This is a genomic window from Streptomyces yongxingensis, assembly GCF_055597465.1.
The window spans coordinates 404,211-418,568 of sequence record NZ_CM145717.1; the positions used below are offsets into that span (position 1 = coordinate 404,211).

Below are 14,358 nucleotides of genomic sequence, written 5' to 3' on the forward strand. Positions count from 1 at the left end.
CGAGCCCATCGAGCCCTGGCCACCGGCTGTCTCATCGGCTCCTGCGGACTGCTCCATGTTCCCAGGCCCAGGCCGCTACCTCGACCCGGTTGCGGGCGTTGAGCTTGGCCTGGATGCGTCCCAGGTACGTTTTCACCGTCGACAGCGACAGGTACAACTCATCGCCGATCTCCTGGTTCGTGCGCCCTACGGCCACCAGCCGGACGATGTCCCGCTCCCGTTCGCTGAGTCCGGCGTCATCGGACGCCGCGGGCGCCTGTGCCATCCCGCGTTCCGTCGCCTCCAGCCTCCGCAGGAGCCGCACGGTGACCGCTGGGGAGACGAGGGCGTCTCCCCGTGCCGCTGCCTGGACCGCCTCCACCAGAAGGGCGGGAGAGGCGTCCTTGAGCAGGAAACCGCATGCGCCGTTGCGCAGTGCGGTTCGCACATAGTCGTCCTGGTCGAATGTGGTGATCACGACGACGTTCATCGGATCGGCCACGCCGGGACCGGCCAGCTGTCGCACAACCTCCAGCCCGTCCAGCCGTGGCATACGAATGTCGGCCAGCACGACCCGGGGACGCAGACGACGCGCGAGTTCGATGCACTCCACACCGTCTGCCGCCTCACCGACCACCGTGATCCCTGGCTGCACACCAAGGATCAGGCTGAATCCCATCCGCACAAGTTCCTGGTCGTCGGCGATGACGACGTCAATCTGAGGTTCGGGCACTGACCGTTCCTGTCATCACGGGGCTGGGCTGCGTCGAGATGGCCCAGGCCGCTTCCTCGGGGCCCGGTTCGGGTAAGGCACGGCCCGGGGCCATGACTGTGCGAGCGGGAGGGCTGCGGAGACTTCCCAGCCGCCGCCGGGCAGCGGCCCGGCGCGCAGAGTGCCGTCGAGGGCCTCGATGCGCTCTTGGAGCCCGAGCAGGCCGAAGCCGCCCCGGCCCCCGGCCGGCGTGAGCGCCCTGCGGTGCGGTGGAGTGTTGGTGACGGTCACGCGCAGTCGCTCGGTGTCGGCGTCCAGCCGGACGATGGTGTGCGCGTCCGGTGCGTGGCGGCGTACGTTGGTCAGGGCTTCCTGGACCAGGCGCTGGGCGGAGGTCTCCACTTCGGGGCGCAGTCGGGCCACCCGCGCTGCCGCCGTGGCTTCGAGGCGTGCCGTATCGGCTTCGGTGGGCCCGGAGCCGGGCGACGCGGCGGCGCAGTGGGCGGACACGAGTTCACCGAGATCGGTGAGCAAGTCGCCGGGCCGCAATGGCGTGTTGCTTTCCTCGCGCAGGACGCGGACCAGACGGCGCATGGATTCCAGGGTCTCGGCACCGGCCTGGGCGATGTTGCGCAGGATGGGCTCGATCTTGTCCGGTGCGGCGGCCTGGATGGACAAGGCGGCGTTGGCCTGCACGATGATGCCGGTCATGTGATGGGCGATGAGATCGTGCAGATCGCGGGCCAGGGCGAGGCGCTCCCCGTAGCGGACCTCGCGGGCTGTGCGCTCTCTCCGCGCTTCCAGGGCTCGGATGGTGTAGCCGAGCGTGATGAAGATGGCGAGAGCGACGGTCAGCACATAGCCGCCGCCGGTGAACGCCTGCCACGACCCGGCCCGCAGGGGCAGCAGAAGTACGGTCACGCTGATCAGGACGGTTTCCGCCACCGCGGCAGCCGGCCGGCCGGGTTGGGCTGAGGTGCGCAGGGCCATGCACAGCAGGCCCAATGTCTCCAGTGCTCCCCACCACGCCATGGTGCTCTGCGCGATCAGGCTCCAAGCGGTCAGCGCCAAGGACAGTGACACAGCGGCGGTGACGCACTTGCCCAGCGACGGCGACCAGCGGGTCTCGGCGACAGCCAGGGCGATCAGGGGGCCGGTGGCCACAACGGGCAGCCAGGCGGTTCCGAACGTCATGGAAACGCTCCTGACCACGACCATGTCCGCCAGCCAGGTAAGAGCAAACGCGAACAGGCCGCTGACGGTGATCAGTCGTCTGACGTGCGGAGTACGCGGAAGATGTCGATCCACGATGCTCAGCGTAGGAGGGCGGGTGGGCGCGCGGCTGTCGGCCGAACGACCGACAGCCGCGCGCCCACCCGGTACGTACGGCTGACGTGACGCCCCGTGCCCCGGGCCGACGATGGTGATCGCGGGCGGTCGACGACATTCACCAAGGGTCGGCCTCCGACCAGCGCGCCGTCCCAGGAGGCGGCGTGTACAGCACTTCCCTGTCCCAACCTCCCGTCCCAACATCGCAAAAATAGAAAGTTTCCGCATCCTCATGGCCACCTTCTTGCACCGGATCGGTCGGACCGCTTTCAAGCGGCGCTGGCTGGTGCTTCTCTTCTGGGGCATCGTCGTTGCCGCTGTGGGCGCCGCCGCCGCGCAGACCACCAGCGGTTCGACGTCCGCCATCACCCTGCCCGGCACCGAGTCACAGCGCGCCAACGACCTGCTGGGCGACAAATTCCCCGCGGCCAACGCGAGCGGCGCCACCGCCCGCGTGGTGCTGCGGGCCCCGCACGGGGAAAAGATCACGAGTAAGGGCAACCATGCCTCGGTGGCCACGACCCTGAAGAACCTGGCGGCCTCCTCTTCCCGGATCGCTACCGTCAGTGACCCCTTCAAGAGCGGAACGGTCAGCAAGGACGGCGCGACCGCCTACACCACGGTCACCTACCGGATCACGCCCGCGGAGCTCACCGATCGTGACCACGAGCGATTCGACGACGCTCTGAGCGAGGGCAGGAAGACCGGGCTGACGGTCGAAGCCTCCGGCAACGCGGTCGCCACGGAGGAGGCAGGCACCTCCGCCGAGGCCATCGGCTTCGCCCTGGCGGCGGTCATCCTCCTCATCACCCTCGGCTCATTGATCGCCGCAGGTCTTCCGCTGCTGACGGCCGTGGTCGGAGTGGCCGTCAGCCTCTCCGCGATCACAGCGCTGAGCCCGGTCTTCGATCTGAACAGCAGCACCTCGGCACTCGCCTCGATGCTGGGCATCGCGGTCGGGATCGACTACGCGCTGTTCATCGTCTCCCGCTACCGCTCCGAACGTGCCGCGGGCCACGACGCCCGCGAGGCAGCGGGCCGGGCGAACGGCACCGCGGGTTCGGCCGTCGTCTTCGCCGGCCTCACCGTCATGATCGCCCTCGTCGGCCTGGCCGTGGTCAACCTCCCGGTGCTGACCGCCATGGGCATCACCGCCGCCGGAGCCGTCGCCGTCGCCGTCCTCGTCGCCATCACGCTGATCCCGGCCATGCTCGCCTTCGCCCCCGAACGCGTCCGCGGACGTTCCCGCGACCGCGCGGGGGGCGGCGACAGCCGTGAGGCCAAGGCGCGGTTCGGCCGACGGTGGGTCACGGCGGTGGTGCGCCGACCGGTGCGGGTTCTCGTCCCCGCTGTGGCAGCACTGATCGTGGTGGCGCTCCCGGTCACCGGACTGGAACTCGGACTGCCCGACGACGGTTCCAAGCCGCCGTCCACCACCCAGCGCAAGGCATACGACATGCTCGCGCAGTCCTTCGGAAAGGGCTTCAACGGCCCCCTGACCGTGGTCGTCACCGACCAAGCCGCGGCCACCGCCAAAAAAGCCGCCGCCACCATGGACTCGAAGATCCGCGAACTGGACGACGTGGCCGTGGCGACCCCCGCCGTGTTCAACACCTCCGGTGACACGGCCATCATCACCGTCATCCCCGACAGCGCGCCGTCCGACGACGCGACCAAGGACCTCGTCACCAACATCCGCTCCCTGGCGACAACGACGGAGCGCTCCGTCGGCGCCCAGAGCATGGTCACCGGCACCACCGCGCTGAACATCGACGTCTCCGACAAGTTCAGCGCCGCCCTGATGCCCTACCTCCTGGTCGTCGTCGGACTGGCCTTCCTGGTCCTGATCCTCGTCTTCCGCTCCCTGCTCGTGCCCTTGAAGGCGGCACTGGGCTTCCTGCTGTCCGTCCTGGCCTCGCTCGGCGCCGTGGTGGCCGTCTTCCAGTGGGGATGGCTGAAGGACCTGTTCGGGGTCGAACAGCCCGGACCGATCATGAGCCTGATGCCCATCCTCACCGTCGGCATCGTCTTCGGCCTGGCCATGGACTACCAGGTCTTCCTGGTCACCCGTATCCGCGAGACATACGTCCACGGCGCCGATCCGCGTCAGGCCGTCGTCACGGGTTTCGAGCACAGCGCCAAGGTCGTCACAGCCGCGGCCCTCATCATGATCTGCGTGTTCGCGGGCTTCATGAGCTCCACCGACTCCGTCATCGCGGCCCTCGGACTCGGTCTCGCGGTCGCTGTCGCCCTCGACGCCTTCATCGTCCGCATGACGATCGTGCCGGCGGTCCTGACCCTCCTCGGCCGCCGGGCGTGGTCCCTGCCCGCCTGGATCGACCGCGTTCTGCCCAACGTCGACATAGAGGGCGAGCGGTTGGCCAAGTCCCCAGCGGCCGGCGCACGGTCAGAACCCGCGACCGAACTCAGCACCCGGCACTGATTGCCGATCACTTCCGCGTGCTCGCAGCGCCGCTCGGCCCACCCGGTGGGTAGTGCCACCGGGTGGGCCGCAGAAGGGGCGCACACCACCGTGGTCACCCGCCGCGAAGAGGTGCCGATCGCGCGGGCCGGAGGACTCGGCATCGTGGTGTGCCTCGAATGCTTCCACCGTTGCCCGTGTTGGGCCGCCCAGTGCCGTGTCGGAGTGCCGGCCATCCGGACCACGGCCCGGCAATACCGCCCGCAAGGACGGCCTCCGAACTCTAGAATTTAGAAATATCCCTACCACTACCCTCCATCCTCTGCGCCCGCGCCGAACTCGCGGAGGCTCCCTGGAAGCCGCCATTCGCTGGGAATTTCTCATTAGCAAAGCGACTGGATGCCAGGCCCGGACGGGTCGCTTCCGGATAGGGGTTCGTAGGGGTTATAGGGGGTGGGGGATCCGTCCCTGGTCTGCGTAGGCTTCCAAGTGACTCTCGGGGCGAACCGAAACAACTCACAAGAAGAGGTCGAGTTGATGGAGTTTTCTGCGAGCGAATCCGCGAGCACCGTGGTCGAGGACGGATCTGCTGCGCATTCCCAGGATGGCCGATATGAAATCCTCGATGGCCGAATGGCGACGGCGGACGTGCTCGACACCGTGCTCTCGGTGCTGCGTGGAGAGGGAATACCAGTCGATGAACTCCACGAGACCGGTAAACCAGGCAATGGTGAATACCGGATCGTTCTGGACAGCACTCCCGTGCGGATTCGCAGCCGGACGGTCGCGGACGCCGCCCCTGGCACTCTCGAGGCCGTCGACCCGCCGACCGCCCGTACCCAGGTGTTGTTCGCCGCCGCCGGAGCGCTCTCCGAGAAGGCCGAGGTCGTTTTTGACCGGCTGGTGCGGGCCGTGCGCCTGCGCGGGCAGTGCTACACCAGCGCGGAGATCGACACAATCGTCCGGGGCATGCCGCTGGTCGACCGGTACGCGACCCCGGAACCAGCCTTGCGGGACTGGGCGTTGATCTTCCGGGACCACTACGTGGAAAACAGCGTCGGTTTTCTGCTCGGCATCGAGCGCGCCGGAATCGACCCGAAGTGGATCTTCGCGCTCTCCAAGGGCGACCGGACCCTGCACCGGGACCGGGTGCACGCCTGGTTCCTGCACCGCGGATACCGCAGCGACATCCTCGACAACTCGGTCATCAACGGCTCGGCGGACACGGCCGAGCGCGCCTACGCCCTCGCCGTCAACGAACAGGTGGACCAGTTCATCCAGGAGGCACACGCCTCGGGGCGCAAGGTTCTGGTCATCGACGACGGCGGACTGCTCGCCCAGGGCTATGGCGCCGACGGCGTGCTGGACGAGCGCATCGACGGCGCACTGGAGTTGACGGTCAGCGGTCTGAAGCGCATCGTCAACGCACCGGGCGAGCTGACCGTACCCGTTCTGAACATGGCACGTTCCCGGCTGAAGACCATGCTCGGCTATCACGAGATCGCCGACTCCTGCGTCCGCAGACTGCGGGCGATCCTGCCCGGCGAGAAGTTCCTCGGCCGACACGTGCTGCTGATCGGCTTCGGCACGCTCGGCGCGCGCGTGGCTCACTACCTGCGCTCCCAGGGCGTCCGGGTCGCGGTGGTGGACACCGACATGCTCGCGCTGATCGCGGCCGCCGAGCACGGCTACGAGACCTACACCAGCGCGGCGGAGGCGCTGCGTGCCCACTCACCCTTCCTTGTCATCGGGAACACCGGTGAACTCGCCCTCACCGAGGAGGAGTTGCCGCTCCTGCCGGACGGGGTCTACTTGGCGGGATTCGCCACCAAGGACTTCAGTCTGCTCAGCGAGGGGTTCGAGGGACTGCGCTCCACGGAGATCCCGCACGTGGGAGTGCGCTACACCCTGCCCACCGGCACCACGGCCACCCTCCTCGGCGACGGTCGTTCGCTCAACCTGTTCGAATACGAGGGCATCGCCAACCGGGGCTACGACGCCTACCGGGCGGGCACCCTGATCGCCGCGAGGCTACTGTGCCGCGAGGCGGGCAGGCTCGGTCCCGGGCTCCATCTGGAGCCCGTCGACCACGCGATCGACGAGGCCGGGCTGTTCGCCGCGTACTACGAGCAGTACCTGGCCCCGGGCAGCCGCCGCCCGGCCGCCCCGGCGCAGGACGGCACGGCCCCGGAGACCCGATGACGGCGCCCGAGACCCCCGGCCGTCCAGGCGCCCCGCACGCTTCGGGAGCGCATGTCTGCGTCGTCGGTCACGGCGCCGCCGGCCGCCTGCACCTGCGTCTGCTCGGCGACCTCGGCTTCGCCCTGAGCGTGGTCGACCCGGCCACCGTCACCCCGCCCCCAGGGGTCCGGGCCTTCGACCGGATCGACGCCGCCGCGCGACACCGCCACGTGGACGTCTGGTCGGTGTGCTCGCCGACCGCCACTCATGTGGACACCGTGGCGGCGGTCCTGGAAGCAGACCCCGCGGCCCGACTGCTGGTGGAGAAACCGCTGTGCCGCCCCTGGGAGATCCCCCGGCTCACCGCGCTGCGCGCGGCCCACCCCGAGGCCCGTCTGGTGGTCATGGACCAGTACGGGCACGCCACGTCGACGGTTCTGCTGCGGTCGCTGCTACGGGAGCTGGCCCCCGGGCACCCGCTGCTGGCGGTGCGCGTCGGGTTCGGCAAGGACCGGCGGGCGGACATCGCCGCGGGCCGGTTCGTCGACCGGGACTACGGCGTTTTCGGCTACGAGTGGCTGCACATGCTGGCCCTGCTTCGCGGGGTCCTGCCGCCGGAGTATTACCGTGCCTATCTGAGCGCCGCCCCCGAGCCGGGCCGGCTGCGCGTGGCCGCCGACCCCGAGCTGGTCAGCGCCGCCGCACACGAAGTGACGGTGGTCCGCGGGGTCGAGATCGAGCTGTACTCCACGGTGGTGGGTTCCGAAGCCCGCGGCCAGGTGCCGGTGCCCGGCTGGTTCGACCTGCCCGACGCGGCCGGCGAGAGCCGACAGCGCTACGTCGAAGTCGAGGCCGGACCGGTCCGGTTCGGCCTGGCCCTGGACCCGGTGACCCTGCCACGAGGTACCCGGTTGCCGCGCAACACCCACCGGCTGACCGCGACCGGACCCGATCTGCGGCACGAGTGGTTCGTCCATGACTCCCCGCTGGACAACGCCCTGCGCTGGTCGATCGCCGCCCTGCTGTCCCCGTCCGACCCGCCCGACCTCGACCTGCGCGGTGTGTCGCGGATAGCTCTCCTGGCCGAGGCGGCTCGTTCTTCCTGCGCACCGCCGGCCCCCCGCCGGCTTCCGGCCGACACGCCCTCCGTCCTCCTGTGAGGTCCACACTCCCATGCGTATTTGCCTGGTCATTCCCACCAATCGATTCGACCGGTACTTCATCCAGGTCCCGCTGGACGTCCTGACCGCGGCCGGTCGACTGCGTGCCGACGGGCACACAGTCACCGTCTGGGATCAGCGTCTGCAGGACGCGCCCCCGGACGGCGAGGCGCCCGACCTGCTGGTGGTCTCCACCGCCATCGCCGACCGCGCCCAGTGCTACCCGCTGGACCTCGACCCGGTCCGCGCCGCCGTCGACCGGGCCCGGCAGCACTTCCCCACCGCCCGCACCATGGCGGTCGGCCCGCACGGGACCCAACTGCCCGGGGCGACCCTGATCGAGCTGGCAGTGGAGCACGTGGCCGTCGGCGAGGCCGACTCCGCCACCGTGCACGGCGTCCGCGGGCTGGAGGCCGGGATCACCGCCCCGGTGCTGTACGCGGACCTGCCGACCGCCGGTACGGCCCTCACCGTCGTGGGCAACAGCCCCCGCCCCTACCCCAACCTCGACCCGGACGAATGGGCGATGCCCGCCTATGACCTGGTCCCCCTGGAGCGGTACACGGCCGAGGTCATCGTCGACGGCATTCCGCAGCCGGGCCCCTGCGGCATGGTTCTGGCCGCCCGCGGCTGCACTTACGGGTGCACCTTCTGCCATCTGCCCTTCGGTGCCCGTATGCGGCCGCAGTCGGTCGACCGTGTGCTGGCCGAGGTGGACGCGCAACAGCGCGGCGGACTGGAGTTCCTGTTCTTCCTCGACTACGTCTTCGGCATCACCAAGGGCTTCTACGGCGAGATCTGCGACCGGCTCAAGGGCCGGGGCATCGGCTGGATGGGCCAGACCCGGGCGGAGATCGTCCTCAAGTCCGATGTCCGGCAGTGGGCCGAGGCGGGCTGCCAGGGCATGTGGCTGGGAGCCGAGTCCCCCTCGGTGGCCGGTACCGGGGTGCACAAGCGGGTCACCGAGCGGCAGATCCGCGACGCTGTGCTCAAACTGAAGGACGCGGGTATCGCTCCCTTCGCGTTCGTCCTCCTCGGCCTGCCCGACGACGACGCCTGCATGTCGGACTGGCTGGTCGACTGGGCGGCCGACATCCCTGCCTGGTTCGGCATCAACCAGCTGTTCCTGCGCCCCGGCACCCCGCTCTACGACCAGCTGGCCGCAGGTCTCAACGGCGGCACGCCGCCCGCCAGTTGGGAGGAGGTCCGCGAGGTGACCCGCCGCTACCGCGAGCGGTATCCGGCAGACCTCGACGACCAGGAGCGCCGCCTCACCGCCCTGCCCAACTTTTTGGCCAACGCCTTGGCCGTGGCCGGGTGAGGTGACCGTGCTGACCTTCGGCATCGTGGGATGCGGGTCGATCGGCCGCTTCCTCGCACGGCTCCTCGTCCGCGACGACGCCTTGCTGGCGGGCCGGGCCCGCCTCGCCGCGATCGCCGGCCGGGACGCGTCCCGGGCCCGGGACGCGGCGGCGGAGGTGGGGTGCGCCGCGCTGGACGTGCCGGGTCTGCTGGCCCGGCCGGACGTGGACGCCGTCCTCGTGTGCACCCCGAGCGGCACCCATGCCGAACTGGCCCAGGCCGCGCTGCGCGCGGGCAAGCACGTGCTGGTGGAGAAGCCCGTCGATGTCACGCCCGAGGCCGCCGACCGGCTGATCACCGCGGCCCGTGCGGAGGATCGGGTGCTCGGCGTGGTGTCACAGCACCGCTTCGACCCGGCCGCCCGACTCGCCCACGAGGCGGTGCGGGCGGGCCGCCTCGGGCGCATCACCTCCGTGTCGGCCGAGCTCGCCTGGTGGCGGGCCCCCGCCTACTACGCTTCCGGGACCTGGCGAGGCACCCGCGACCTGGACGGCGGCGGCGCCCTGATGAACCAGGCGATCCACGCGGTGGACCTGGTGCAGTGGCTGGCCGGCCCGGTGGTGGAGGTCCACGCGCACACCGCGTGCCTGGCCCACCCCGGTATCGAGGTGGAGGACGTGGCCACCGCATCCCTTCGCTTCGCGAGCGGCGCTCTGGGCACGCTCCTCGCCACCACCGGCGCCTACCCGGGCCGTACCGCCCGCGTGGCGGTGCACGGCGATCGGGGTTCGGTCGTCATCGACGACGACGAACTCGCCTACCTGCACCTTGCGGCGGAGGGCGAGCAAGCACCCGTGTACGGGGCGTTCGGCGCCACCGACCAGTCCGCCGGGCACAGGGCGGCGCTGGGCCGTGACACCGCCCGCGACGCCTGCGGCCTGCTGTACCAGCCGCACCGCGACCAGCTCGTGGATTTCTGCGACGCGGTGCGCGAGGGCCGGCCGCCGCTGGTCGACGGGGCGGCCGGACGGCGGGCGGTGGCCGTGGTGAGCGCGGTCTACGCGTCCGCCGCGACCGGTCGGCCCCAGCAGGTGGAGGCGCGGGCACCGGCGCACGCCTCTTCGGGGGAGCTCCCGTGAGCAGCGCGCCCCCCGACGCGGACGGCATCGACGCGGCCGGGAAAAGGGGCCCTGCTCGAACCCGGGCACCGCGTACCGGTCGTGGCGGGTCGGCACCGGACCGGGCGAACGACGCACCTCATTCACTCACCGTCCTCATCCCATCCTCACGAAAGGCGGTCACCACATGAGCACGGATACGGACACGCGCGGACGGCGGTCCCCGCACGAGATCATCTCCGTCGCCACCGCGTTCTGGACCTCGAAGGCGCTGCTGAGCGCGGTGGAACTGGGCGTCTTCGCGGAGTTGGTGAAGGGACCGCTCACCTGTGAGGAGTTATGCGCGCGGCTGGGCCTGAAGGGGCGGGGCGTGCCGGACTTCCTGGACGTCCTTGTCTCCACCGGGCTGCTGGAGCGCTCGGACGACGGGGTGTACCGCAACGCGGAGGTGGCGGACACCTACCTGGACCCGGGCAAGCCCGCCCAGGACATCTCCGGCTATCTGGAGTACCTCAACTCCGCCTTTCCGGCCTGGTCCCAGATGTCGGCGGTACTGCGCAGCGGTGACCGGCTCGACTTCTCCGAGGCCCTTCGGGCGGCGGCGCACGGCGGAGCCGAGACGGCCTCGGGTGCCGTGCTCGCGGAGGCGGACTCCGAGGCCGACACCTTCGGCGATGCCTTCGCCGTCCCCGATCGGGTGACCAGTTTCGTCCGCTCGATGACCGGATTCAGCCTGGGCGCCCACCAGGCGCTGACGTCCGCCTTCGACTGGTCACAGGTGCGTGAGGTGGTCGACATCGGCTGCTCCGAGGGCGCGTTCCTCGGCCATGTGCTGGCCGCCCACCCGCACTTGACCGGTACCGGATTCGACCTTCCGCAGGTCGCCGACCGCTTCCGGACCTATCTGGAGGGCGTGGGCATCACCGACCGGGCCCGGTTCGCGGCCGGCGACTTCTTCACGGACCCGTTGCCGTCCGGGGACGTCCTGGTGATGGGTCACGTCCTGCACGACTGGAACCTGGACATCAAGCACATGCTGATCCGCAAGGCGTACCAGGCGCTGCGGCCGGGCGGTTCCCTTCTGGTCTACGAAATGCTGATCGACGACGAGCGGCGTAGCAACACCACGGGGATGCTGACCAGCCTCAATGTCTCCCTGGTGTCGGCCGGCGGGCTCGGGTACACCGGTGCCCAGTGCCGGGCGTGGCTGACCGGGGCGGGCTTCCGCGAGGTGTCCGTCAGCCATCTCGACGGGCCCGAATACATGGTCCTCGGCACGAAGTGAGGGAGCGGCCCCACCAGATCTTCCGAACCGACGAAAGGGAGAGGAATGCGAACTCGGGCATCCGGCGTCCGACACATAGGCACTGCGACCTGGACTTGATCACGACGCACGGGAGACCCCGTATGCCCTGCACATCGAAGCTGATCGGTTCAAGGAGCAATGCGGATGGGACGGTGCGATGGCTGTCCAGGTGATTCAAGGCGGCCCTCGAACGGGCAAAACCCACACCCTAGCAGGAATCAGACAGCGGGCCTCGGAGTCCGGGGCGTTATGTCTGACCGCGAGCGGATTCCACGACGAACGATTAATCCGCTTCGCCACGCTTTCCCAGTTCACGCATGCACCAGGAGTTCCAGAGGGTCTGCAATCCTCTCTGTTACGCCTCATGGACCAGGCAGCGTGCGCCGAGCCCTCGGACCACATACCCGTACGGCTGCTGCGGGAAGTCGTGGCCGAAATGGCCGCGTGTGCCGCCCGGCAACCCCTTTTCCTCGTCGTCGATGATGCCCATCAGGCGGACCCGGCCTCGCAGTCCTGTCTCCTGCATATCATCCGGCGCGTCGAATCCCATGACATCACCGTGGTGCTGGCCTTTCCCCGCGCCTTCCACGGCGACATCCTCGATCCGCTGACGCTTGTCGGCCTCGGCGCCCGTCTGATCGAGACCGCCACGATGCCGGAGGCCGAGGTGAGGCGACTGCTGGAGGAGCGGACCGACGTTGGCAGCGCCATCCGGCTGGCACACCGCGTCCATGCGATCACCGGCGGAAACCCTTCCCTGGTCACGGCACTCGCCCACGACCTGGTCCAGGCCGGTGGTCCCCCGCACCCCGGGGACCCCGTCCCGGTCGGCGAGGGCTTCCGGACCGCCTACCTCGGCGGGCTGGTCCGCCATCCACACCTCGCCGCATGCGTCGAGGCGCTGGCCGTACTCGGTGACAACGCCGACCCGGGCCGGACGGCCAGGTTGCTGAACCAGTCCCCCGAGGTGACGCGGACGCACCTCGAAGAGCTGGAGGGGGCAGGTCTGCTCGACGGGGGCGCGTTCCGGCACCCGGCCGTCCCGGGTTTCGTGCTGGGCTCGATGGACGGCACCCGGCTGCGACGCCTGCACCTGCGGGCCGGCGAGATCCTCCTTTACGACGGCGCGCCGGCGACCGTCGTCGCCCGGTACCTCGTCATCGCCGACGACACACCAAGCGTCTCGCAGGTGCGTGTGCTGTGGCACGCCTCGCGCCAGCTGCTGGTCACGGGGCACGTCGAGGAAGCCGTCGCCTGTCTGCGCCTGGCCGACCGGGCGGACATCGACGGCTGGTGCCGCAACGAAGTGGCCATCGCGTTGATCGGCACCCTGCAGTGGGTCAACCCCGTGGCGGCGGAGCCGGAAGTACGGCGCCTGCTGGCCGCGGCGCGCAAAGGCCAGGTCCGCTGCTGCGCGCTGCGCCTGCTCCTGGCCTGGTTCCTCTGGTACGACTGCAATTGGCGCGATCCCGCGCAGGAGCTCCTGGCCCGGATAGCCGAGCTGTGCGGGCCCGGTCACGACCACAGCGACATGGAACGGAACTTCCAGGTGCTGGTCGGCTTTATGCGGCCGGAATTGCTCGGCGACCCCGCCCTGTTCGCCGCGTCCTCCGGCGCACAGTCCGGCGGACACCGCCCCCATCAGCGGGAGTCCCCGGCATCCAGTCCCGCCGATCCCACCCTGCAGCACGGAGAACCCACCGACTACTCCCGGTCCTTGGAACGCGGCCTCGTGGCCATCCTCAGACTGGTGTGGGAAGGGGAGATGAAGCTCGCCGACCGCGCCTGCGCCGAATTGCCGGACCGTGTGCCCCTCAGCGGTCTCCCGGCCGGCCACGCCTTTCTGGCCGGTCTGCACGCCCACGTCCGCTGGAGTCTCGGTGACCTGCGCACCGCCCTGGCGAACGCCACATCCGCGCTGAACCTCCTGCCCGACCACAGTTGGGGCATCGCCATCGGTCTCCCCCTGTCGGTCCTGATAAACGTCCACACCATGCTGGGCGAGGTGGACCGTGCCGCCGACTACCTGGACCGCCCGCTCCCCGCGGGGATGCAAGGGTCGTTCTTCGGCGCGCTGTACCACATGGCCCACGGTCGCTGGCTCCTGAGCACGGGTCAGGCGAGCGCCGCGCTGGAAGCCTTCCTCTCCTGCCCTCCGGCGTGCAAGCCGCCCCATACCCGGGGGTTCGACCTGCTCGGCTGGCGTGCCAGTGCCGCGGAGGCGTACCTGGCGCTCGGCGAGTTGGAGGAGGCTCGGGACATGGCGCGAGCGGAGATCACCGCGCTGGGTACCGAACCTGCGGACACTCGGGGCCGCGCCCTGACGGTCTTGGCCCAGGTCGACGCCCAGGAACGGCGCAGAGCCCACCTGGAGGAGGCGGAGCGAGCCCTCAGGCCCACCGGCAGCCGACTGTCACTGGCCGGTGTACTCACCCGGTTGAGCAGGCTCGACCTTGCCGAGGGCAACACGGCCGAGGCCCGCGCGCGCCGGAACGAGGCGCTGGACCTGGCCCACCAGTGCGGTGTGCCGGAAGAGTCACTCGACCTCTGGCCGGTGACGTCGCCCCTGCCGACCGGTCTGCGCCCCTTACGGTCCGTGACGCTGGACGAGATCGTCTTCCAGCAGAGCGGCGGCCCGGCCTCGTCGAATCTGTCCGAAGCGGAATGGCGGGTCGCCTCGCTGGCCGCCGAGGGCAAGTCCAACCGGCAGATCGCCAAGAAGCTGTACGTCACGGTAAGCACGGTCGAGCAGCACCTGACCCGTGTGTACCGCAAACTCAATGTCCGTCGCCGCTCGGATCTCTCCGATCTCCTGCTGTCGTCGCGCTGAGCTCGGCCCGTCTTCAGCA

General features: G+C 69.9%; 9 protein-coding genes. 7 read left to right on the forward strand and 2 right to left on the reverse strand.

The window, feature by feature from the left end; genetic code table 11:
* Positions 1–31: 31 nt before the first annotated feature.
* Both ACZ6TD_RS01930 and ACZ6TD_RS01935 read right to left on the reverse strand, forming a co-directional pair.
* Entirely contained in the window at positions 32–658 is a 627-nt protein-coding gene (locus tag ACZ6TD_RS01930) for a response regulator (RefSeq protein WP_471358755.1), read from the reverse strand.
* A 69-nt stretch (positions 659–727) separates the two neighbouring features.
* Positions 728–1,885: a sensor histidine kinase gene (locus ACZ6TD_RS01935; RefSeq protein WP_471349461.1), complete on the reverse strand. Its 1,158-nt coding sequence runs from the start codon at positions 1,883–1,885 to the stop codon at positions 728–730.
* 367 nt (positions 1,886–2,252) lie between these two features.
* Between ACZ6TD_RS01935 and ACZ6TD_RS01940 the strand changes: the two genes are divergently transcribed.
* The 7 genes from ACZ6TD_RS01940 to ACZ6TD_RS01970 all read left to right on the forward strand — a co-directional run bounded on the left by ACZ6TD_RS01940 (position 2,253) and on the right by ACZ6TD_RS01970 (position 14,339).
* The gene (locus tag ACZ6TD_RS01940) at positions 2,253–4,463 is read left to right on the forward strand and encodes an MMPL family transporter (RefSeq protein WP_471349464.1); all 2,211 of its coding nucleotides are present in this window, start codon (positions 2,253–2,255) and stop codon (positions 4,461–4,463) included.
* Positions 4,464–5,075: 612 nt separating this feature from the next.
* Positions 5,076–6,644, forward strand: coding sequence for a Rossmann-fold NAD(P)-binding domain-containing protein (locus ACZ6TD_RS01945; protein ID WP_471349467.1), 1,569 nt, complete (start codon positions 5,076–5,078; stop codon positions 6,642–6,644).
* A complete protein-coding gene (locus ACZ6TD_RS01950; protein ID WP_471349470.1) occupies positions 6,641–7,783 on the forward strand; it encodes a Gfo/Idh/MocA family oxidoreductase in 1,143 nt (380 codons plus the stop codon). Before ACZ6TD_RS01945 ends, ACZ6TD_RS01950 begins: the two co-directional genes overlap by 4 nt.
* Before the next feature lie 13 nt (positions 7,784–7,796).
* The gene (locus ACZ6TD_RS01955; RefSeq protein ID WP_471349473.1) at positions 7,797–9,104 is read left to right on the forward strand and encodes a B12-binding domain-containing radical SAM protein; all 1,308 of its coding nucleotides are present in this window, start codon (positions 7,797–7,799) and stop codon (positions 9,102–9,104) included.
* 1 nt (position 9,105) lies between these two features.
* Positions 9,106–10,224: a Gfo/Idh/MocA family protein gene (locus tag ACZ6TD_RS01960; protein ID WP_471349476.1), complete on the forward strand. Its 1,119-nt coding sequence runs from the start codon at positions 9,106–9,108 to the stop codon at positions 10,222–10,224.
* A gap of 166 nt (positions 10,225–10,390) precedes the next feature.
* Entirely contained in the window at positions 10,391–11,488 is a 1,098-nt protein-coding gene (locus ACZ6TD_RS01965) for a methyltransferase (RefSeq protein WP_471349478.1), read from the forward strand.
* 385 nt (positions 11,489–11,873) lie between these two features.
* Positions 11,874–14,339 (forward strand): helix-turn-helix transcriptional regulator, encoded by a 2,466-nt coding sequence (locus tag ACZ6TD_RS01970; protein WP_471349481.1) that lies wholly within the window; start codon positions 11,874–11,876, stop codon positions 14,337–14,339.
* Positions 14,340–14,358: the final 19 nt, after the last annotated feature.